The organism is Pseudomonas sp. PS01303 (assembly GCF_029959385.1).
Classification (GTDB): Bacteria; Pseudomonadota; Gammaproteobacteria; order Pseudomonadales; family Pseudomonadaceae; genus Aquipseudomonas; species Aquipseudomonas rustica.
Genome location: NZ_JASCPK010000110.1, coordinates 1 through 20,290, shown reverse-complemented (window position 1 = coordinate 20,290; position 20,290 = coordinate 1). Strand labels below are relative to the sequence as shown.

The following is a 20,290-nucleotide window of genomic DNA, read 5'->3' as shown; positions in this document are numbered from 1 at the left end:
GCGGTGAGTCAGGCAACATATGATTTGAATGGTAGTCCGCTATCGCGAGCAGGCTCACTCCTACAGTGGATTATTGGTGTACCGAGTTTTCGTGTTCACCTCCAAACCCTGTGGGAGCCTGGCTTGCCAGCGATGGGGCCCGCCAGGACACCGCGTCAGTGGGCCTTGAACAACGTCACCGACACCACCTGCTCACCCTGCACCTCCAACCGCAGCAATGCGCGGGGCGACGGCTCATCCTCGAAACATTCAACAATCACCGCGTGCGCCGAACTGGCCTGCAATGCCAGCTGCCGCGCATGTTTCAACAGGCGTTTCACCGCTGCACTGACCGGCATCGGCGCGTGCCCGCCGCGCACTTGCTCACAGAATTCCAACGCGATTTCACGGGGTGTCGGTGCCGGCGGTGATGCCAACCCAGACTCGTCGAACAGCCGATTGAGTTGTTCCGCCGCACTCACCGCCCGCGGAAACCCCGCGAATGCCGAGGCCTGCAACAGCACCTCAGTCATTTCACCGGGGGCCAAACCCGAGGCCAGCCCTGTTTTGAGGTGCACACTCAATGGCGGGCCGACCATGCCCGACGCCACGATGGCGGCAAACGACACCGCTTCCCGCAAGCGCGGATCGAGGCCAGGGCGGGCGTGCAAATGCCCATAGACCACGCCAACCGCCAACTCACCCAGCGCGGGCACGGTGTGAAACAGCGCATCGAGGCGTGCGCCGCCGTCGGGTACAAGTTCGGTAAACGTCTGTCGGCCTTCGTGGTACAGCGAGGCCATGGGCGAGGGTGTGTGGTTCATTGGAAAATCCTCAAGAAAATGAGGATGGCGGCTAATCAACTACGCACGAACTTCAGCATGAAGGAGCATCCATCGCAGGGGTTGCCGGCGTCATTGCGACGCCGGTTTCTTCACCTTAGACGAACTCCACCACCGGCATCTGCCGTTTCATCAGCACTTTGCCGGCGCGAATCGAATACAGCGGCAAACCCTGACTGCGAATCACCTCATAATCACTGTCCGCCGACAGAATCAGCAGGTTCGCCGGACGCCCCTGTTCCAGCCCATAACGCTCGCCCAGATGCATCGCTTTGGCGCTGTTGTCGGTGACCAGATCCAGCGCACTTTGCAGGTTGCGATAACCGAGCATGTGGCAAATGTGCAGCCCCGCCTCAAGCACCCGCAGGATGTTGCCGTTGCCCAGCGGATACCACGGATCGACGATGGAATCCTGACCGAAACACACGTTCATCCCGGCTTCGAGCAACTCGTTCACCCGGGTGACGCCACGGCGTTTCGGGAAGTTGTCGAAGCGTCCTTGCAGGTGGATGCTTTCGGTTGGGCAGGAGACAAAACTGATCCCGGAATGCCCGAGCAGACGGAACAGTTTCGCGCAGTAAGCGTTGTCATAAGAACCCATCGCCGTGGTGTGGCTGGCGGTGACGAGGGCGCCCATGTCGCGGCTGCGTGCTTCTTCGGCGAGTACTTCGAGGAAGCGTGAGTGCGGGTCGTCGGTCTCGTCGCAATGCACGTCGACCAGGCAACCGGTGCGCTCGGCCAGATCCATCAGAAACTTCACCGAACTGACGCCCTGATCGCGGGTGTATTCAAAGTGTGGAATGCCGCCAACCACGTCGGCGCCCATGCGAATCGACTCTTCCATCAACTCGCGGCCATTGCGGAACGACTCGATGCCCTCCTGCGGGAACGCGACGATTTGCAGGTCGATCAGGTGACGGCTTTCTTCGCGCACTTCGAGCATGGCTTTCAGTGCGGTGAGTTGTGGATCGGTGACGTCGACGTGGGTGCGCACGTGCTGAATGCCGTGCGCGGCGAGGGTCTGGATGGTTTTCTTGGCGCGGGTCTTGGTGTCTTCTTCGGTGATGGTGACCTTGCGCTCGCCCCAGCATTCGATGCCTTCGAACAGCGTGCCGCTCATGTTCCAGCGCGGCTCGCCAGCGGTCAGGGTGGCGTCGAGGTGAATGTGCGGTTCGACGAAGGGCGGCACTACCAGATTGCCGCCGGCGTCGAGATCGTCGGGGCCCAGCGTCGGCGCTTCGGTCTGCCGGGCGATGCTGCGGATCAGGCCGTCTTCAAGGTGCAATTCGTGCAAACCTTCCTGGTTGCGCAAACGGGCGTTGATGATGTGCATCAGGCGAATCCTTTTTTATAAGTCTTGTAGTGGCGCGGCCGCGCTGCGAGCGCCGAGCGCGCCGGTGACGATGACATACGTTAACGCGGCAGCGGCGATGCCTACCAGCGGCGCAACCCATGGCGAGCTGAACGCGGCGACGGTGCCGACCGCGTAAGCCCCGAGGCCCGGCCAGTTGAACGCCGGCAACCGTGCGTCGGCCAGGCGTGGATAGTGCCCGCGCCAGCGGTAGAAAAAGTCGGCCATGATCACCCCGCCAATCGGCGGAATCACCGTGCCGAGCAGAATCAGGTAGGGCACGAGCATGTCGTACATGCCGAGCAAGGCGAGCAAGGTGCCAATCACTGCACCGGCCAGCGTCACGGTCTTGCGCCGTCCGGTGCGCAGCAGGTTGCAACCGGCGACGGCGAAGTTGTAGATGGTGTTGTCCTGCGTGCTCCAGATGTTCAGCAGCAGCATGGCCATCGCGGCCATGGCGAAGCCTTGCAACAGCAGCACTTCAACCACGTCCGGCTGCTGATAAACGATGGCGCCGTACGCGCCGATCAGCACCATCAAACCGTTGCCGATGAAGAAACCGATCAGGCTGGCCAGCACCGCGACACGCGCCGAGCGCGAGAAACGCGTCCAGTTGGTCGCTTGCGTCGCGCCGCTGACGAAGGTGCCGAACACCAAAGTAATCGCCGTCGACCAGTCCAGCGAACCGCTCGGCACGACGCTGAGCAATCCTTGGAAACCGCCAACTTTCACTGTCGCCACCCACATCGACAGCATCAGCAGCAACATCATCGCCGGCACTGCGATGTACGACAGAATCTCCAGCCCGCGATAACCGACGTAAGCCGTGGCACAGAACACCAGACCGAACAGCACCATCAGCCCGAGCACCGTGCCCTCATCGAGTTCGAAGTATTTGCCGAGCACCACCGCAGCCGTGGCAGTGCCCCAGGCGTACCAGCCGATTTGAGTGAAACCGAGGATCAGGTCGCTGAGTTTGCTGCCGACTTCGCCGAAGCAAAAACGCCCCATCAACACCGAATTGAGGCCACTCTTGAAGGCGATGTAACCGAGGCCTGCGGCGTACAAACCGAGCAGCAAGTTGCCGACGATGATCACCGCCATCATCTCGCCGAAACTGAACGCCACGCCGAGCTTGCCGCCGGCAAACATGGTCGCGGTGAAAAACGTGAAGCCCAGTAACACCATCGCCGTAGAGGCCAGGCCTTTGCGCGCGTGCATCGGGACTTCGCTGAGGGGGTAATCGTTGCCGGGATCGTTCTGCGTCATGGGGCGGTCCTTGCTGAGAAAGAGAAGACGCGGAGAAAGGTTGCAGTGGTCGTGCCATGTTCCGGTTGGCGCGGGTTATGTATAGACGAGACACGTGGATTAGCGCGAAATCGGTGCACCCGAACACACCAAAGCCCAATGTAGGAGCTGCCGAAGGCTCGGGCCGCGATCGGACGATCCTTTGATTTTGCTCGTTCCCACGCTCTGCGTGGGAATGCAGCCCGGGAAGCTCCGCGTCCCACCCAAAGCCGAACGCGGAGCGTCCGTTGAGGCATTCCCACGCAGAGCGTGGGAACGATCAAGGTCAGAGGAAGCGTAATAGGGCGGCGACGATGGCTTCGGGGGCGTCTTCCTGGACGAGGTGGCCGGCGTTGGGAATCGGGTGGAATTGTGATCCCGGGATCATTTGATGTAACGCTCGGCCACGCTCGATGGGAATCCACTGATCGTCTTCGCCCCAGAGAATCTGTACCGGGCAGCGGATGCTCGGATACAACGGTTCTGCCTCACGGGTATAGCGCTCATCCATCTGCGCAATCTGTCGATAGAACGCCGCTTGCCCCGGATTGCCGAGCCACGGCTCAACGTAGGGCGCGAGTTCGTCGTCGGGAATCGCCCGGTGAATCGCCCCGCGAATGTAGGTCGGCACGACGGCGCGCTGGATGTAATCGGGCAGACCGCTGAACGCTGCCTCATGCTGGCGAACATGCTGCACAAACGGCGATCCCCATGGCGTCAGCGCCACCGGATCGATCAGCGTCAGGCTGCGGTAATCCTTGCCATTGAGCAGGTGAGTGCGCAGCGCGGTGGCACCGCCAAAGTCATGGGCGACCACGTCGGGATTTTGGATGTTCCAGTGATCGAGCAACTGCGCCAACAACTGGTTTTGCACACCGAGGGAGACATCGGCGGCAGGTTTCGCGGAGCGTCCATAACCGAGCAAATCGAAGTAATAAACGCGGTGCGTGGCAAAGAAGTGCGGCGCGATCCGATGCCACACGTAAGACGAGAAAGGTGTGCCATGCACGAACACCAGCGGCGGGCCATCGCCGCGCATGGCATGGCGCACTGAGTGACCGTTGAAGTCAAAGACCTGATCCAGCAGCCAATCTGTCATGGGCCTGTCCTCTTGGCGGGTGGGGAGCCAAAAAGCATAGGCATAAAAAAACAGCCGTGAAGGCTGTTCTTGAACATCAACGCTATTCCCCTGTGGGAGCGGGCTTGCTCGCGAAAGCGGAGTGTCTGTCACATCAATGTCGATGTTCCGACGCCTTCGCGGGCAAGCCCGCTCCCACAGGGTTTTGCAGTGTTCTCAGGATCGGGTTACTCGCCGCGATAGATGCAGCCGCTGGTGCAGGTCTCGTGAATACGGATCGCGCTCAGTTCTGGCAGCAACGGCTTCATTTCATTCCAGATGAATTTGGCCAGTACTTCGCTGGTCGGGTTTTCCAGGCCAGGAATGTCATTCAGATAGTTGTGATCCAGACGCTCGTACAACGGCTTGAAGATTGCTTTGATTTCCGAGAAATCACGGATCCAGCCAGTGTGCGGATCGAGGTCGCCGCTCAGGTGAAGCGCCACTTTGAACGAGTGACCGTGCAGACGTCCGCACTTGTGGCCGTCCGGGACGTGCGGCAGGCGGTGGGCGGATTCGAAGGTAAACTCTTTGAAGATTTCCACGGTATTTTCAGCTCTGTTCAGATGGCGTTCGCCGCAGCGATTCGGGCAGGCGGCGAGTTTACCAGCTTGTGTTTGGCCGTGCTGACTAAAGGGTCAGCAAGCGCTCGGCGAGGCGACCATTGGCAGTCAGTTCGAGGAACTCGTCGCCCAGACGGCGGCTCTCGTCCATCGCCGCGTGCCAGTATTTCTGCCGGCTCGGTGCATCGCCCATGAAGCGTTTGAAGTCGTTACGATCGGGCAGTTTGCCGTAGGGCAGACGTGCCAGATACTCCTTCGACGGCGCGAGCAGCAGCACGTCCTGCAAGCGCTGCACCGAGGCTTTGCGCCACGGCAGGGTCTTGTCGAACCAGCCCGGAATCACCCGGTCGGTGAAGTGCGGATAGAGCACGATGCCGTCACCGCTGTAGGGCAGATCGAGGTGATAGTCGAGCAGACCGCCGTCGCGGAAGGTGCCAGCCCCGGCGCCCGGCAGATCGCGCACGCCTTCCATGACCATCGGGATCGAACCCGAGGCCAACAAGGCCTGACGTAAGTTGCCGGCATTCAGGGCGACGAAGCGCGACGGGAAATCGTCGAGCGCATTCACCGGCGGGGCGAGGCGCGGATCGTGGATGATCAGCCGTTCGAAGTGCCGCGACAGTCGCGCACGACCGCGCAGGTTATCGGCGATCACCGAACCCAGCGCCAGACCGAGGCGACCGCGATGGTCATCAGCGAGACGGCCCTGACTTTTCACCACCATGATGTTCAAGCGGTAATGCGCGTTGTCGAGGATGCTCGCGTCGCGGCCATCGAGCAGGTCATTGAGCATGCGCTGCGAGCTCTGACTGATCTCGGCCATGGTCACGCCTTTGTTGAAATTCTGCTCGGCGTAGAGCTCGCCGAGGCGGCGGATGCCTTCGGCGGCGTCCGGCAGGCAAGCGCTGGCGAAGCGCCAGGAACCGACCGAGGCGCCAATCAGCGAACGCTCACGCGGCGCACTCGGCAGCCATTCACCGAACAGCGCCAGATCCAGCCCCTGAATCCCCAACGCCTTCGGCCCACCGGCCGCACCGGGCAGGGTGCCGACGTCAGCGGCGTTCAGACCCTGCGCGCGAATCCGCGCCATGGCCCGTGGGCCGGCCTTGAGGGTGAGGGCGGGGAACTTGATGTGGATGGCGGTCATACCGGTCTCGATCGTTAGCAAGCGAACAATTATAAGCACATGTTACAGATCCTTGTAGGAGCAGAGCTTGCTCGCGAAGGCGGCGTGTCATTCAGCAATGATGTGTCTGAGGTTCCGCCTTCGCGAGCAAGCTTTGCTCCTACAGGGATGTACATGGAGCGGGAGAATGATGGCAATTCAGTTTCAGTTAAGTTCATCTGGTTAAGGTGCCGACCGTGAGCAATACATAAAAAATACGGAGACACCCTTTTGAAAACCCTGACTGCCCTGTCCATTTGCGCGATCATCGGCTTCACTGCCAGCATCGCCCACGCCCGCGATCTGGGCCCGGATGAAGCCCTGCGCCTGCGCGACGCTGGTACTATCGTTTCCTTCGAGAAGCTCAACGCAACCGCGCTGGCCAAACATCCGGGCTCGACGATCACCGAAACCGAGCTGGAAGAAGAGTACGGCAAGTACATCTACCAGGTCGAAATGCGTGATCCGCAGGGTCTCAATTGGGATCTGGAATTAGACGCGATGACCGGGCAGGTTCTCAAGGATCATCAGGATACGTAATGAAGCTTAATGTTCGCGCCACCAGCCGCACGGCGCTGGCGCTGGTTGTTTTTTGCTCGGCGGCGATGGCCCGCGACCTCGATCAGGACGAAGCGCTGAACCTGCGTCGCCAGGGCGTCATCCTGCCGCTGGAGCAAGTGCTGCAGCAGGCAATGGATCGTTATCCGGGCGCCAAACTGCTGGAAGTCGAGCTGGAAGAGAAACACGACGTCTACATTTATGAGGTCGAGTTGCTTACCGTCGAGGGTGTCGCCCGTGAGCTGCACCTCAAGGCCGAAACCGGTGAATTAGTGAAAGACAAGGAAGATTGATCGATGCGTTTGCTTTTGGTGGAAGACCACGTACCGCTGGCCGACGAATTGCTCGCCGGTCTGCAACGCCAAGGCTACGCAGTCGATTGGCTGGCGGACGGCCGTGATGCGCTGTATCAGGGCAGCAGCGAGCCGTACGACCTGATCATCCTCGACCTCGGTCTGCCCGGTGTGCCGGGGCTTGAGGTGCTGGCGCAGTGGCGCGCGGGCGGTCTGGCGATTCCGGTGCTGATCCTCACCGCGCGTGATTCCTGGGCCGAGCGTATCGAAGGCCTGAAAGCCGGCGCCGACGATTACCTGACCAAACCGTTTCACCCCGAAGAGCTGTTTCTGCGCATACAGTCGCTGCTGCGCCGCTCCAAGGGCCAGTCCAATCAGGCGACGTTGCAAGCCGCCGGCCTGCATCTGGACGAGGGCCGTCAGTGCGTGGTGCGCGACGGCACCGACATTCAACTGACCGCCGCCGAGTTTCGTCTGCTGCGTTATTTCATGCTGCACCCCGAGCAAATCCTTTCCAAAAGTCACCTCGCCGAACACCTCTACGACGGTGAAACCGAGCGCGATTCCAACGTCCTCGAAGTCCACGTCAATCACCTGCGCCGCAAGCTCGGCAAAAGCGTGATCGAAACCCGTCGCGGTCAGGGTTACCTGTTCGGCGGGCAGGCTTCATGAGGTCAATCCAGCGCCGCTTGAGCCTGGGGTTGATCAGCGTGATGGTGATCGTCGGTCTGGTGCTGGCGCAAACCAGTTTGTGGTTGTTCGAAGTGGGTTTGCAGCGCTACCTCGAAGCCGGCCTGCGCGACGACAGCGAAACACTGTTGGTGGCGCTGGTGCGCGGCCCCATGGGGTTGCAGCTGGATGAGCGGCACTTGTCGCCGGCGTATCAGCGACCGTTTTCCGGGCATTACTTCCGTATCGATTTTGCCGACAGCCACTGGCGTTCGCGATCGCTGTGGGATCAGGATCTGCCGCTGCTGGATCAGCCCGGTCTGCACAGCAACTTGCAACTGGGGCCGGACGGTCAACGCTTGTTGGTGCTTCGTTCGGACTATCGGCGTCTGGGTCAATCGATTTCGATCAGCGTTGCGCAGGATTACACCCCGGTCAGCGACAGCTTTCAGCGCATGCGCCAGATTGGCCTCGGTCTGGGGTTGGCGGCGTTGCTGCTGATTCTGTTTTTGCAGCGACTCACGGTGCGCCGCGCACTGAAGCCGCTGGAAAAGGCCCGCGAACAGATCGCGCAATTGCAGCAGGGCCAGCGTTCACAACTGGATGATCAGGTGCCGGTGGAACTGGAACCGCTGGTGGCGCAGATCAACCATTTGCTTGCGCACACCGAGGACAGTCTCAAGCGTTCGCGTAATGCGCTGGGCAATCTCGGGCATGCGTTGAAAACGCCGTTGGCGGTGCTGTTGAGCCTGGCGTCGAGCGACAAACTCGATGCCCATCCCGAGCTGCGCAAGATTCTTCTCGAACAACTGGAACAGGTGCAGCAACGGCTCAACCGTGAACTGAACCGCGCACGATTATCTGGCGATGCGTTGCCGGGTGCGTTGTTTGATTGCGATGCCGAACTGCCAGGGTTGCTGGCGACACTGAACATGATTCATGGCGAGCATCTGGCGTTGAGTTATGTCGCGCCGGCGGGATTGCAGTTGCCGTGGGATCGTGAGGATTTGCTGGAGCTGCTGGGCAATCTGCTCGACAACGCCTGCAAGTGGGCGGATGCCGAGGTGCGTTTGAGCGTGGTCGAAACGCCTGAGGGATTTGCCCTGAGCGTGGAAGATGACGGGCCGGGGATCCCAGAAGAACAGCGCGCGCAGGTGTTCAGTCGGGGGACGCGGCTGGATGAGCAGACGCATGGGCATGGGTTGGGTTTGGGGATTGTGCGCGATATTGTCGATACGTGGGGCGGGCGGTTGGCATTACTGGAAAGCGAGTGGGGCGGGCTGAAAGTGTTGATTGAACTGCCTCGGCGGTGAGGCTTTTAGAAGCCCCTCAGCCTGGCCCTCTCCCGGAGGGAGAGGGGACTGACCGATTTGGATGGGCGAGGTACGCCGACTTGGGGTATCGAGTCGAACTCAGGTTTTGAAAAGCAAAAGCCCCTCACCCTGGCCCTCTCCCGGAGGGAGAGGGGACTGACCGAGTTGGATGGCCGAGGTATGCCGACTTGGGGTATTGAGTCGAACTCAGGTTTTGAAAAGCAAAAGCCCCTCACCCTAACCCTCTCCCGGAGGGAGAGGGGACTGACCGAGTTGGATGGCCGAGGTATGCCGACTTGGGATATCGAGTCGAACTCAGGTTTTGAAAAGCAAAAGCCCCTCACCCTGGCCCTCTCCCGGAGGGAGAGGGGACTGACCGAGTTGGATGGCCGAGGTACGCCGACTTGGGATATCGAGTTGAACTCAGGTTTTGAAAAGCACATAGATCGGCTCCCTTTCCCCTCTACCCCTTGGGGGAGAGGGCTGGGGTGAGGGGGAAAGGATTTACCTGACACCCCTCAATCCCGAATCACACCCGAAACTGATCCATCAAACTCTGCTGCTGATTCGCCAGGCTGTTCAGCGACTGACTCACCCGCGCCGACTCATTCGCCTGGCCGGACAACGATTCCGTCACATCGCGAATCGTCGCCACGTTGTTGTTGATCTCTTCCGCCACCGCGCTCTGCTCTTCCGCCGCGCTGGCGATTTGCAGGTTCATGTCGCTGATCACCGTCACCGCGTCGCCGATCTGGCGCAGCGCAGTCACCGCTTGGCCAACCTGTTCAACACTGCCCTGCGCCTGACGATGGCTGTTGCCCATCGAACCGACCACTTCCTGCGTCCCCGTCTGCAGTTGCTCAATCACCTGACGGGTTTCTTCCACCGACTCCTGCGTGCGGCGCGCGAGGTTGCGCACTTCATCGGCGACCACGGCAAAACCACGTCCGGCTTCACCGGCGCGTGCCGCTTCAATCGCGGCGTTGAGGGCCAGCAGGTTGGTTTGCTCGGCAATGGCGCGGATGGTTTCCAGCACAGCACCGATTTTCTCGCTGTTCGCGGCAAGGCCTTCGACCTGCACCATCGCCGCGCTCATGTCGGCGGCGAGGGTGTCGATGCTCGCGGTGGTGCGGTCGATCACGGTGAGGCCCTGACGGGTGGCGCGGTCAGCGTCCTTGGCGGCTTCGGCGGCTTGCGCAGCACTGCGCGCGACGTCTTGTGCGGTGGCGCTCATTTCGTGGGACGCGGTGGCGACCTGATCGACCTGACGGTATTGCTGCTCCATGCCGGCGCTGGTCTGCGTGGCGATGGCCGAGGACTGATCGGCCGTGTCGCGAGCGTCCTGCACCGAGCGTTTGACGTCGGCAATGATCGGCTGCAATTTATCGAGGAAGCGGTTGAACCAACCGGCCAATTGACCGAGTTCATCCTTCTTGTCGTAGGCCAGACGGCGGGTCAGATCGCCTTCACCGCTGGCGATGTCTTCGAGCATGTGCGCCACACCGAGGATCGGTTTGGTCACGCTGCGCGCCATCAGCCACACCAGCAGCAGGCCGATCAGCGCGGCGAGCACGCCGAGGCTCAGCTCAATCAACGTGCCTGAGGTGTTGCTCGTGTCCAGTTGGTGCTTGAGCGCTTCGGCGCGGCTGACCAGAACTTTTTCCGGCACATCGAGCAGCACGCCCCACGACGGTCCACCGGGAATCGGCTGGAATGGCGACAGCACTTTCAACTGGCCGTTGCTGTGCAGGCTGGTGACGTTGCTGTTCGAGGCCAATAGCCGCAGCAGCTCAGCGCCGCTGGTTTTGTCGACCGCATCCAGACGCTGGCTGAGTTTGCCGGCGTCCGGGCTGTAACCGGCGAGCAGGCCAGCGGGGCTGATGATGCTCACGGCGGTCTGGCCGTCATAGAGCTTCTTGCTCGCGCTCTGGCTGGTCGCTTGCAGGCTGTTGAGGTTGATGTCGACCGACAGCGAGGCGATGACTTTGCCGTCGACTGTCAGCGGGAACACGATGCTGGTCATCAGCACGTTGTGGCCGTCGATCACGTAGAAGTACGGTTCGATCACGCAGGGTTTGAGTGTGGTGCGCGGGCAGGTAAACCAGGCATTGGCCGCTTGGCCGGAGGGGCCGGTGCTGGTGTCGGCCATGTCGCTTTCCGGCAGCGCCATCGAGGTCACTTTGCCCGGCGTCGGTTGCGACCAGTACAGGGCGAAACGGCCCTTGTCGTTGCTGCCGAGCTCGGCCTGGTTGGCGAATAGTTCGTCCTTGCCATCCAGCGCATTAGCTTCGAACACCAGCGACAGGCCGAGCAGATCCGGGTTGGCTTGCAGCGCGGATTTGACCTGACGGGTCATGTCTTCGCGCAAGTCGAAGGCGTCGAGGAAGCGCTTCTCGGCCTGTTCACGGAGGAACAGCACCTGGCGCGAGAATCCGTGGCCGTACTGATAGGCGTCCATGAATTGCTGGCGAATGCCCGCCGATTGCACTTCGCCTTGGGACTCGATGCGCGCCTGCGCCGACTCGGTGAGCATCTCCATGCTCGAAGCTTTCACCAGTGCGGAACTGTGCTCCATGCGATACAGCGAAAGACCCACCAACAGGGTCACGATACCGGCCAGGCAAAGGCCGGCGAGCAGGGTGATTTTCCATTGGATGGAAAGTTGTCTGAGCGACATGGAGATGTCCTTATTCGATAAATATCTGCGACTTTGCACTGTAACGGCCGCGAATCGGCTTTCTTTATCCCTGAAACACAATTGCCCATGTTCCCCCTGTAGGAGCTGCCGAAGGCTGCGATCTTTTGATTGATCGTTCCCACGCTCCGCGTGGGAATGCAGCCCGGGACGCTCCGCGTCCCAAAGCGGACGCAGAGCGTCCATTGAGACGTTCCCACGCAGAGCGTGGGGACGATCAAGGGGTTGTGAGTAACCTTCGATGTTTTGACACCGCCGCCACTCTGCGGCACAGTGCGCGCCCTTCTAATAAGACCCTCTTTGCAAATCCGCCGGTTTAGCGTTGGCGGACTCATTCTGTCTGGCGGTCGGTTGTCCACCGCAGTGTTTTTTGAGGTAGTGAAATGAATGCAGTCATAGCGGCGGTCGGCGTCATGCTGATTCTCAGCCTGTCGCGCGTGCACGTGGTGATCGCTTTGATCGTCGGCGCGCTGGTCGGCGGCCTGACCGGTGGTTTGGGTATCGACGCCACGCTCAAGGCGTTCAACAGCGGCCTGGGCGGCGGCGCGACCGTGGCGTTGTCCTACGCGTTGCTCGGTGCTTTCGCCGTCGCGATTGCCAAATCGGGCCTGGCCCACGCATTGGCCGACAAGGCGCTGGCGATGGTCGATCGTCAACATTCGAGCGGTGGCGGCAGTGTCAAATGGCTGCTGATCGGTCTGTTGTGGGTGGTCGCGATTGCTTCGCAGAACATCCTGCCGATCCACATCGCCTTCATTCCACTGCTGGTGCCGCCACTTCTATATGTACTGACCAAGCTGCAACTCGACCGCCGCTTGATCGCCTGCGTCATGACCTTCGGTCTGATCACGCCGTACATGGTGTTCCCGGTCGGCTTCGGCAACATCTTCCTCAACCAGATTCTGCTGGCCAACGTCAGCAAGGCCGGCGTCGACATCAGCCAGATCAATGTCATGCACGCCATGGCCATTCCGGCGCTGGGCATGGTCTTCGGTCTGTTGGTGGCGGTGTTCTTCAGCTACCGCAAAAAGCGCGTTTACGATCTGGAAAAGATCGAGCAGGTCGAACAGGTCAGCGTTGCCTACAACCCGAAAACCATCGGCATTGCCGGTCTGGCGATTGCTGCGGCGTTCATCATTCAGTTGCTGCTCGACTCGATGATTATCGGCGCGCTCGCCGGTTTTCTGATCTTCTCGGCGTCGGGCATTGTGAAGTGGCGTGAAACCGACGACCTGTTCACCGAAGGCATGAAGATGATGGCGATGATCGGCTTCATCATGATTTCTGCCTCGGGATTTGCCGAAGTACTGAAAGCCACCGGCGAAGTGCGCACGCTGGTCGAAAGCGCAGCGGCGTGGATCAATCACAGTCGGGCGATTGGCGCGTTGTTGATGTTGCTGGTGGGCCTGATGGTAACCATCGGGATCGGTTCGTCGTTCTCGACGGTGCCGATTCTGGCGGCGATTTTCGTGCCGTTGTGCGTGCAGCTCGGCTTCAGCCCGATGGCGATCGTGTGCATCGTCGGCACCGCCGGGGCATTGGGCGATACCGGCTCGCCAGCGTCGGACTCGACACTGGGGCCAACCTCCGGTTTGAACGTTGACGGCCAGCATCACCATATCTGGGACACCGTGGTGCCGACGTTCCTGCACTACAACCTGCCGCTGCTGGCGTTCGGCTGGGTGGCCGCGATGGTGTTGTGATTTAGCCTCTGAAGATCAAAAGATCGCAGCCTTCGGCAGCTCCTACAGAGATCAATGTAGGAGCTGCCGAAGGCTGCGATCTTTTTTTGCGGGTTCAACTTTTGGTGGTGCGTGCCGTTAAAGCCTTTAACCACGCCAATAAAACCAAAAGAGTGAGCCCCCAATGCGCCTGAGCCTCAAGGCTAAAGTCCTGTCCCTCGCCGTCCTCCCGGTGCTGCTCTTTGCGCTGGTCATCAGCCTGACCACGCTGTTCATCCTCCAGCAACAGGCGCGCAACGAGGTCGAGCAGACCCGCGAGCGCTTGCTCGGCGACGCGAAAGCCACCCTGCAAAGTTACGTCGCCGTGGCCATGACCACGATCAAACCGCTCTACGACGCTGCCGCCCCCGGCGATGACGCGGCGCGCGCGCAGGCGATCAAACTGCTCTCGGGCATTCGCTACGGCAAGGACGGCTACTTCTTCGGCTACGACTCCGAGACCGTGCGCCTGTTCAAGGCCAACGATCCGGAGGGCGTGGGCAAAAGCTTCAAGGACAACCGCGACCCGAACGGCGTTTACGTCAACCAGGGCCTGGTGAAAGTGGCGAAGGACGGCACGCACTATCTGCAATACAGTTCGCCGCTGCCGGGCAATGCGCAGGTGCTTGTGCCGAAACTCGGCTACACCGAATACCTGGCGAAGTGGGACATGGCGGTCGGTACTTCGGTCAACCTCGACGGCATCGAAGCGCAAGTGGCGCTGGTTCAAACGCAAGTGCAGGAACGCATGCAAGGCGTGGTGCTGAGCATCGTTGGCGTCGCGGTGGTGGTGCTGTTGGTGATCGCGGCGGCGGGCATGCTGCTGGCCAATACCATTTTGCGTCCGCTGACGCTGATGAAGGCGAATCTCGATGACATCGCGGCGGGCGAGGGCGATCTGACCCGTCGTCTGAACATCACCAGTCAGGACGAACTCGGCGAACTGGCCGGCTCGTTTAACCGCTTCGTCGACAAGATTCACGGACTGGTGCGGCAGATCACCGAGATGACCACGCAACTCACCGGGCTGGTGACGCAAGTCTCGGATCAGGCGCAGCGCTCGGATCAGGCGATGGAGCGCCAGCGTCACGAGACCGATCAGGTGGCAACGGCGATCAACGAAATGTCCGCCGCCGCGCAGGAAGTGGCGAAGAGCGCGCAGAATGCCGCTGTCGCTGCGCAACAGACTGACGAAGAAGGCCAGAGCGCCAAGCGCGTGGTGGCGGGCAGCATCAAACAGATTCATGCGTTGGTCGATGACATCCGCAGCAGTGGCGTGTCGCTGGATAGCTTGCAGCAGGACGTGAGCTCGATTGTCGGCGTGCTCGGGGTGATTCGTTCGATTGCCGAGCAGACCAACCTGCTCGCACTGAACGCGGCGATCGAAGCGGCGCGGGCCGGTGAGGCCGGGCGTGGGTTTGCCGTGGTGGCGGATGAAGTGCGCGCGCTGGCCAGTCGTACGCAAATCAGCACCCAGGAAATTCAGGGGATGATCGATCGCTTGCAGGCCGGGACGCAGTCGGCGGTGGAAGCGATGCGCCGATCCAGTGAAGCGGGCGACGGCACGTCGGCGCAGGCCAATCAGGCCGGGGCTTCGCTGGACACGATGGCGTCGTTGATTGCGACGATCAACTCGATGAACGCGCAGATTGCCAGCGCGGCGGAAGAGCAGACGGCGGTGGCGGAAGAGATCAATCGCAGCGTGCACCAGATTGCGGTGGCGGTGGACAGCGTGGCGGATGAGACGCAGTTGGGGGCGCAGACTTCGCGTAGTTTGGCGGATCTTGGTCAGCGGCTTGGCAAACTTGTCGGCCAGTTTCGGATTTGAAGCTTTAAGAGCCCCTCACCCTAGCCCTCTCCCGGAGGGAGAGGGGACTGACTGAGTTGTCTTGCGTTGTACATCGACCTGAGAAATCGAGTCGATTATGGATTCACAGCAGGGCTTTCAGGTCGATGCATGCCTGCAATATCCCGCAATCAGTTCCCTCTCCCTCCGGGAGAGGGCTAGGGTGAGGGGCTCTTGATCTTCAACCATTCAACCCTTCAAGCCCGATCCCAATAAGGCACTTCGCCGAAGCATTCGATGAAGAAGTCGATGACGGTGCGCACCTTCACCGACAAGCGCCGACTCCCCGGCCACAGCACCGCAATCTGCTGCGGCTCCAGACTGTTCGACACCTGATACTCGCCCAACACCGGCACCAACGTGCCTTCGCGTACCGCCTCGCCAATCAGCCACGACGGAAACATCACCAGCCCCAAGCCCTGTTCGGCGGCTTGGGTGAGGGTGTCGGCGTGGTTGCCGGTGATCGGGCCTTTGACCGAGTACGGCGTCCAGTCCTGCCCGTCGCGGCGGAAAAACCAGCGCTGCAGTCCGGCCGCGCCTTTGTACGCCAGGCACTGGTGTTGCGCGAGATCGTCAGGGTGTCGCGGGATACCAAGTTTTTGCAGATACGCCGGGCTGGCCGCGACCTGAAAGCGGTGCGGCGCCAGAATCCGTGCCTGCATGCTGGAGTCGTGCAGCGGGCCGATGCGGAACAGCAGATCCGCGCCTTCTTGCAGCGGGTCGACGTAATGGTCGGTCTGCTGAATATCCAGTTGCAGCTTCGGATAGCGCGCGCACAACTTGCCCAGCCACGGCGTCAGATGGCGCTGGCCGAACACCACCGGGGCGTTGATCCGCACCAGGCCGGTGGGTTCGCTTTGCTGTTCCTGCAACGCTTGTTCGGCTTCTTCCAATTGCACCAACACCAGCCGCGCGTGATGGCCGAGCATGCGCCCGGCTTCGGTCGGCGTGACGGCGCGGGTGTGGCGGTAGAGCAATTGCTGATTCAGCGCTTGCTCCATCAACTGAATCTGCCGCGAAATCGAGGAGGGCGCCACGCCTTCGCGGCGGGCAACTTCGGAGAAACTGCCGTGATCGAGCACGGCCACAAACAGTCGCAGCGCTTTGAATCCGAGTTCGTTTAGGCCATGCATGGTCTGTCCTGCTGTGCGTGTTGCGCAAAAGTGTTGTCCGGATGCTCCCATTTATCGCACAGCGACGCCAGCCGATAATCCGCGCCATTGTTGACTGGGCTGGATTGTATTTATGCAAACGTTGGATGAGGTGAGTGTTGCGCCGCCGGTGGCCAAGCCGGGGTTGCGCTTATTGTTGCTGCCGCTGGTGATTCTGGCGGGGATGGGTTTGTCGGTGGAGGCGGGTTTGCTCGGGCCGTTGGGTGCGCAGGTCGGGCATTTGTGGGCGACGTTGAGCATCTTCGGGGTGGGCTCGGCGATTCTGTTTTTGCTGCTGTTGTTTGCGGGGCCACAGAAAGGGCCGGCGCTGAACACGCTGCCGCGCTGGCAGTTGATCGGTGGTTTGCTCGGGCCGATTTATGTGGTGGTGCTGACCCTGGCCACGCCGCACATTGGTATCGCCATGACGATGATCGCGATTCTTTCCGGGCAGGTCGGCAAGAGTGTGTTGATCGATCATTTCGGCTGGTTCGGGGCGACGCGCAAGAAGGTCAACGGTGAGCGTTGGTTGGCGCTGCTGTTGATTGTCGCGGCACTTGTTTTGATTGCTCGGGGTTGATGATGAATCTGATTATTTTGTTGGCCGTGGTTGTAGCGGCGGGTGCGGTGTTGAGTGTTCAGGCAGCGATCAATGGGCGCTTGGGGGAAACCGTTGGGGTGTTGCGCAGTAGTTTGTTGACGTTTGCTGTGGGTGCGTTGGTGACCGGGTTGTTGATTTTGTTTTTTGAACCGGCGCATGCGGTGGGGTTGTTGGATGTGCCGAAGTGGCAGTTGAGTGGGGCGCTGTTTGGGGTGGTTTATATGATTGTCATGGTGGGCGCGGTGCCTCGGGTGGGGACGGCGGTGGCGACGGTGGCGGTGATTGTCGGGCAGTTGGGGATGGGGATGTTGATTGATAATTTTGGCTGGTTTGGGAATCCGGCGATTGAGTTGTCGGGGAGTCGGGTGTTGGCGATGGGGCTTTTGGCGGGGGCTTTGGTGTTTATGTATCGGAGTAGTGTGCGGGGTTCTGATTGATTTTGTTTTGGGGTGTGGGCATATCCGTTGCTGCGGTGATGGCTGATTATGGTTCCGCCCTTACGGCGGGTCACTTTTGGCAAACGCCCCAAAAGTAACCAAAAGGTCTGTGCCCTGACGTTCGGCCCGCTCGCTGGGGCTCGGGGTTCCTTCGCTCCGGGATTGATCCGGGGGGCAGCGCCTACGGTTTGCTTCGCTGCACCTCCTCTCGCTGTGTTTGGCTGCGCCAAACGGTCGCTGCGCTCCCACCCCCGGATCGATCCCTCCACTCAGCCTGCCGACGGGCTCTAAGATCAAAAGCAGGCGAGCTGACACTCGGCCTATTGAGTGGTGAAGAGCGGGGCGCGCACGGCTTTTTGATTTGCGTTGGATTCGCCCCTCACCCCAGCCCTCTCCCGGGGGAGAGGGGGCCGATTGGTGGGTTTTTCAGAATGTGTGTTCGACTCGGTATCCCAAGTCGGCGTATTTCGCCCAAACACCCCGATCAGTCCCCTCTCCCTCCGGGAGAGGGCTAGGGTGAGGGGCTCTTGATCTGGCTCTTGATCTGGCTCTTGATTTTGGCCCCCATCGGCAGGCCGAGCGTAGGTGTTCATCCGGGGTAGGCGCGCAGCGCCGTGCGGCGTAGCCGCATACATCGAGAGGAGGTGCAGCGAAGCAAACCGTAGGCGATGCCCCCGGATGGACACCGTAGCGAGGGAACACTGAGCCTCAGCGAAGTGCCGTACGCCGGGGGCCAAGCCTTTTGCTTACTTTTCGGCGTTTGGAAAAGTGAGTCGCTGTAAGAGCGAAACCGCCAGAAGCCCCACCCGCAGCAACGGATATGCCCCCAAAACCCCAAAGCCCCAAAACCCCCAAAAACCCAAACAAGCAAAATCAAAAGATCGCAGCCTTCGGCAGCTCCTACACTGGTAATCACGGCTTACCTAAAAGCCCCAGACAACCACCAACCAAGGAGTCTGCCCCCATGCCCGATAGAAAATGCGATTGCCCAAACTGCAAATGCACCATCAAAGAAGGCGATCACGCCTACGCCGTACACGGCAAACACTACTGCTGCGAAGCCTGCGCCCACCACCACAAAGGTGGCGAAGAATGCTCAAGCAAAGGCTGCCACTGCGCACATCCCAAATAAACACAGGCAAAAAAAAGTGGAGCCTAATCAGGCTCCACTTCCAGTTTCAGACTTTCATCATCCAGCCGCTCGGTATGCCGCACCGTGCCTTGCAATCGCCGCCCCTCAACCCGAACCACCACGGTTTTCGCCTGGTCGAGGTCTTCCGGTAACGGCGCTGGCACTCTCAGGGCGAAGCAATACGGATCATCGTCGACCGCTTCCAGACCCACGCGGCAATCCACGCTTTTGGTGATACGCCCAAACAAGGTGTCGAGGCCGTAGTCCAGATGCGCCGGGCTGCTGCTGAAATCGATCATGGTTGCATTCCCCCGAATGTTCGCGTGCAGGCTGAGCTTAGCTGGTCGGTCGCCAGACGACGTTTTCCACGCCGAATTTTTCCGCCATCGGTTTGCTGGTCTTCTGTACTTTTTCACGACCAAAGCGCGGAATGCGACCCACGCCGGCATCGCAACTCGCCCAGTGCCACGCCTCGGTGTTGTCCATTTTGTCCGAGCGGATAATGAACGACTTGGCTGTGCCGTGAAGGGTGTACTCGATGACGTAGAGTTTTGCGTTGTTCATAAAGCCGGTATTCCTCCCTGTGGTAATAGAGGGATCGCTGAGCACCGGGAAAATTCATTCGGATTGTCCGACGGTATCTATCGTTGGCGAGGTTTCGGGCGACTGGTTACCATGGCGGCTCCGCCAACCCCAATGAATGCTCACCATGGCCCTCGCCACGCCCCCCGATTTCACTGACATCGATGTGCCCGTGCAACCGCTGGCGCGGACGTATCCGCGCGGGTTGTTTATCGAGCCGCATGAGCATGACTGGGGCCAGTTGCTGTACGCGATGAGCGGGGTGATGTGGGTCGAGACGCCGCATGAAGCGCTGGTGGTACCGCCGCAGCGCGCGGTGTGGTTGCCGCCCGGGGTGCCGCACGGGATTCGCGTGGTGTCGGATTTGCAGATGCGCAATATCTACCTGCGCCCGGCGCTGGCGGCGACGCTGGATCAGACGGTGCAGGTGATCGAGGTCGGTGGTTTGCTGCGCGAGTTGATCGTCGGGCTGGTGGAGCAGGGCGACAGCGGTGAGCCAGCGTATTACGAGGCGCTGGTTGGCTTGGCGCTGCTGGAGTTGCAGCGCGCAAGGCGTTCGCAGCTGAAAATCCCGATGCCGGATGATTCCGATCGGCGCCTGATGAATCTTTGCCAGGCAGTGATGGCCGCGCCGTCGCTGGAGATCCCGTTCGAGCAGCACGCGGAAAGCGCCGGGGCCAGCGTGCGCACGTTGGCGCGGTTGTTCAAGGACAGTCTGGGCATGGGCTTCGCCGAGTGGCGGCGGCAGGTGCAACTGGCGACGGCGGTGGCGGAGTTGATTCAGGGTGTGGCGGTGAGTGTGATTGCCCGCGAACTCGGCTATTCACCGAGCAGCTTCAGCGACATGTTCCGCCGCGAACTGGGCGTCGCCCCGTCTCAGTTCAACACCCAATACGGATGAGCAGCCTTGCCTAAAACCTGTAGGAGTGAGCCTGCTCGCGATAGCGGTGTGTCAGTTTACGTACGAGTGACTGACACACCGCTATCG

Annotated in this window: 20 protein-coding genes; 10 read left to right on the top strand and 10 right to left on the bottom strand. The window is 60.7% G+C overall.

Annotation, left to right across the window (positions count from 1 at the left end; translation table 11 throughout):
* Positions 1–155: 155 nt before the first annotated feature.
* The 6 genes from QMX93_RS23065 to QMX93_RS23040 form a co-directional block, all read right to left on the bottom strand.
* Entirely contained in the window at positions 156–803 is a 648-nt protein-coding gene (locus tag QMX93_RS23065) for a carboxymuconolactone decarboxylase family protein (protein WP_053121944.1), read from the bottom strand.
* A gap of 115 nt (positions 804–918) precedes the next feature.
* Positions 919–2,154 (bottom strand): cytosine deaminase, encoded by a 1,236-nt coding sequence (gene codA / locus QMX93_RS23060; RefSeq protein WP_053121942.1) that lies wholly within the window; start codon positions 2,152–2,154, stop codon positions 919–921.
* A 15-nt stretch (positions 2,155–2,169) separates the two neighbouring features.
* Complete coding sequence (gene codB / locus QMX93_RS23055) at positions 2,170–3,441, bottom strand: cytosine permease (RefSeq protein WP_212551090.1); 1,272 nt, start codon at positions 3,439–3,441, stop codon at positions 2,170–2,172.
* A 304-nt stretch (positions 3,442–3,745) separates the two neighbouring features.
* On the bottom strand, positions 3,746–4,558 hold the full coding sequence (locus QMX93_RS23050; protein WP_282358096.1) for an alpha/beta hydrolase: 813 nt from the start codon (positions 4,556–4,558) through the stop codon (positions 3,746–3,748).
* Positions 4,559–4,764: 206 nt separating this feature from the next.
* Complete coding sequence (queD, locus tag QMX93_RS23045; protein ID WP_007915588.1) at positions 4,765–5,121, bottom strand: 6-carboxytetrahydropterin synthase QueD; 357 nt, start codon at positions 5,119–5,121, stop codon at positions 4,765–4,767.
* Positions 5,122–5,206: 85 nt separating this feature from the next.
* Positions 5,207–6,286, bottom strand: coding sequence for a hypothetical protein (locus QMX93_RS23040; protein WP_053121934.1), 1,080 nt, complete (start codon positions 6,284–6,286; stop codon positions 5,207–5,209).
* Positions 6,287–6,535: 249 nt separating this feature from the next.
* Here QMX93_RS23040 and QMX93_RS23035 point away from each other — a divergent pair, with 249 nt between their 5' ends.
* The 4 genes from QMX93_RS23035 to QMX93_RS23020 are packed head-to-tail and all read left to right on the top strand — an operon-like array spanning position 6,536 to position 9,137.
* The gene (locus tag QMX93_RS23035; protein WP_282358095.1) at positions 6,536–6,844 is read left to right on the top strand and encodes a PepSY domain-containing protein; all 309 of its coding nucleotides are present in this window, start codon (positions 6,536–6,538) and stop codon (positions 6,842–6,844) included.
* Positions 6,844–7,155 carry a PepSY domain-containing protein gene (locus tag QMX93_RS23030; protein ID WP_053121930.1) on the top strand — a complete coding sequence of 104 codons (312 nt, stop codon included), beginning with the start codon at positions 6,844–6,846 and terminating at the stop codon, positions 7,153–7,155. Before QMX93_RS23035 ends, QMX93_RS23030 begins: the two co-directional genes overlap by 1 nt.
* 3 nt (positions 7,156–7,158) lie before the next feature.
* Complete coding sequence (locus QMX93_RS23025) at positions 7,159–7,827, top strand: response regulator transcription factor (protein ID WP_053121928.1); 669 nt, start codon at positions 7,159–7,161, stop codon at positions 7,825–7,827.
* Complete coding sequence (locus QMX93_RS23020; RefSeq protein ID WP_282358093.1) at positions 7,824–9,137, top strand: sensor histidine kinase; 1,314 nt, start codon at positions 7,824–7,826, stop codon at positions 9,135–9,137. Before QMX93_RS23025 ends, QMX93_RS23020 begins: the two co-directional genes overlap by 4 nt.
* Positions 9,138–9,666: 529 nt before the next feature.
* On the opposite strand, the gene QMX93_RS23015 is transcribed toward QMX93_RS23020, so the two are convergent.
* Positions 9,667–11,814, bottom strand: coding sequence for a methyl-accepting chemotaxis protein (locus QMX93_RS23015; protein WP_282358092.1), 2,148 nt, complete (start codon positions 11,812–11,814; stop codon positions 9,667–9,669).
* Between the two features lie 401 nt (positions 11,815–12,215).
* Between QMX93_RS23015 and QMX93_RS23010 the strand changes: the two genes are divergently transcribed.
* Both QMX93_RS23010 and QMX93_RS23005 read left to right on the top strand, forming a co-directional pair.
* Positions 12,216–13,535, top strand: coding sequence for a Na+/H+ antiporter NhaC family protein (locus QMX93_RS23010; protein WP_212545675.1), 1,320 nt, complete (start codon positions 12,216–12,218; stop codon positions 13,533–13,535).
* Positions 13,536–13,698: 163 nt separating this feature from the next.
* A complete protein-coding gene (locus QMX93_RS23005) occupies positions 13,699–15,381 on the top strand; it encodes a methyl-accepting chemotaxis protein (protein WP_282358091.1) in 1,683 nt (560 codons plus the stop codon).
* Positions 15,382–15,596: 215 nt separating this feature from the next.
* Here the strand turns inward: QMX93_RS23005 and QMX93_RS23000 are convergent, their stop codons facing one another.
* Complete coding sequence (locus tag QMX93_RS23000; RefSeq protein WP_282358090.1) at positions 15,597–16,532, bottom strand: LysR family transcriptional regulator; 936 nt, start codon at positions 16,530–16,532, stop codon at positions 15,597–15,599.
* A 112-nt stretch (positions 16,533–16,644) separates the two neighbouring features.
* On the opposite strand from QMX93_RS23000, the gene QMX93_RS22995 reads away from it, so the two are divergent.
* The 3 genes from QMX93_RS22995 (at position 16,645) to QMX93_RS22985 (ending at position 18,720) form a co-directional block, all read left to right on the top strand.
* A complete protein-coding gene (locus QMX93_RS22995; RefSeq protein WP_053121916.1) occupies positions 16,645–17,130 on the top strand; it encodes a DMT family transporter in 486 nt (161 codons plus the stop codon).
* Entirely contained in the window at positions 17,130–17,588 is a 459-nt protein-coding gene (locus QMX93_RS22990) for a DMT family transporter (protein ID WP_282358098.1), read from the top strand. Before QMX93_RS22995 ends, QMX93_RS22990 begins: the two co-directional genes overlap by 1 nt.
* A 964-nt stretch (positions 17,589–18,552) precedes the next feature.
* Positions 18,553–18,720 carry a metallothionein gene (locus tag QMX93_RS22985; RefSeq protein WP_081730276.1) on the top strand — a complete coding sequence of 56 codons (168 nt, stop codon included), beginning with the start codon at positions 18,553–18,555 and terminating at the stop codon, positions 18,718–18,720.
* Positions 18,721–18,743: 23 nt separating this feature from the next.
* On the opposite strand, the gene QMX93_RS22980 is transcribed toward QMX93_RS22985, so the two are convergent.
* Together QMX93_RS22980 and QMX93_RS22975 are read right to left on the bottom strand one after the other, a co-directional pair.
* On the bottom strand, positions 18,744–19,019 hold the full coding sequence (locus tag QMX93_RS22980) for a hypothetical protein (protein ID WP_053121912.1): 276 nt from the start codon (positions 19,017–19,019) through the stop codon (positions 18,744–18,746).
* A 37-nt stretch (positions 19,020–19,056) separates the two neighbouring features.
* Positions 19,057–19,284, bottom strand: coding sequence for a DUF6555 family protein (locus QMX93_RS22975; protein ID WP_053121910.1), 228 nt, complete (start codon positions 19,282–19,284; stop codon positions 19,057–19,059).
* Positions 19,285–19,420: 136 nt separating this feature from the next.
* Here QMX93_RS22975 and QMX93_RS22970 point away from each other — a divergent pair, with 136 nt between their 5' ends.
* Positions 19,421–20,203 (top strand): helix-turn-helix transcriptional regulator, encoded by a 783-nt coding sequence (locus QMX93_RS22970; protein WP_282358089.1) that lies wholly within the window; start codon positions 19,421–19,423, stop codon positions 20,201–20,203.
* The last annotated feature ends 87 nt before the right edge of the window (positions 20,204–20,290 follow it).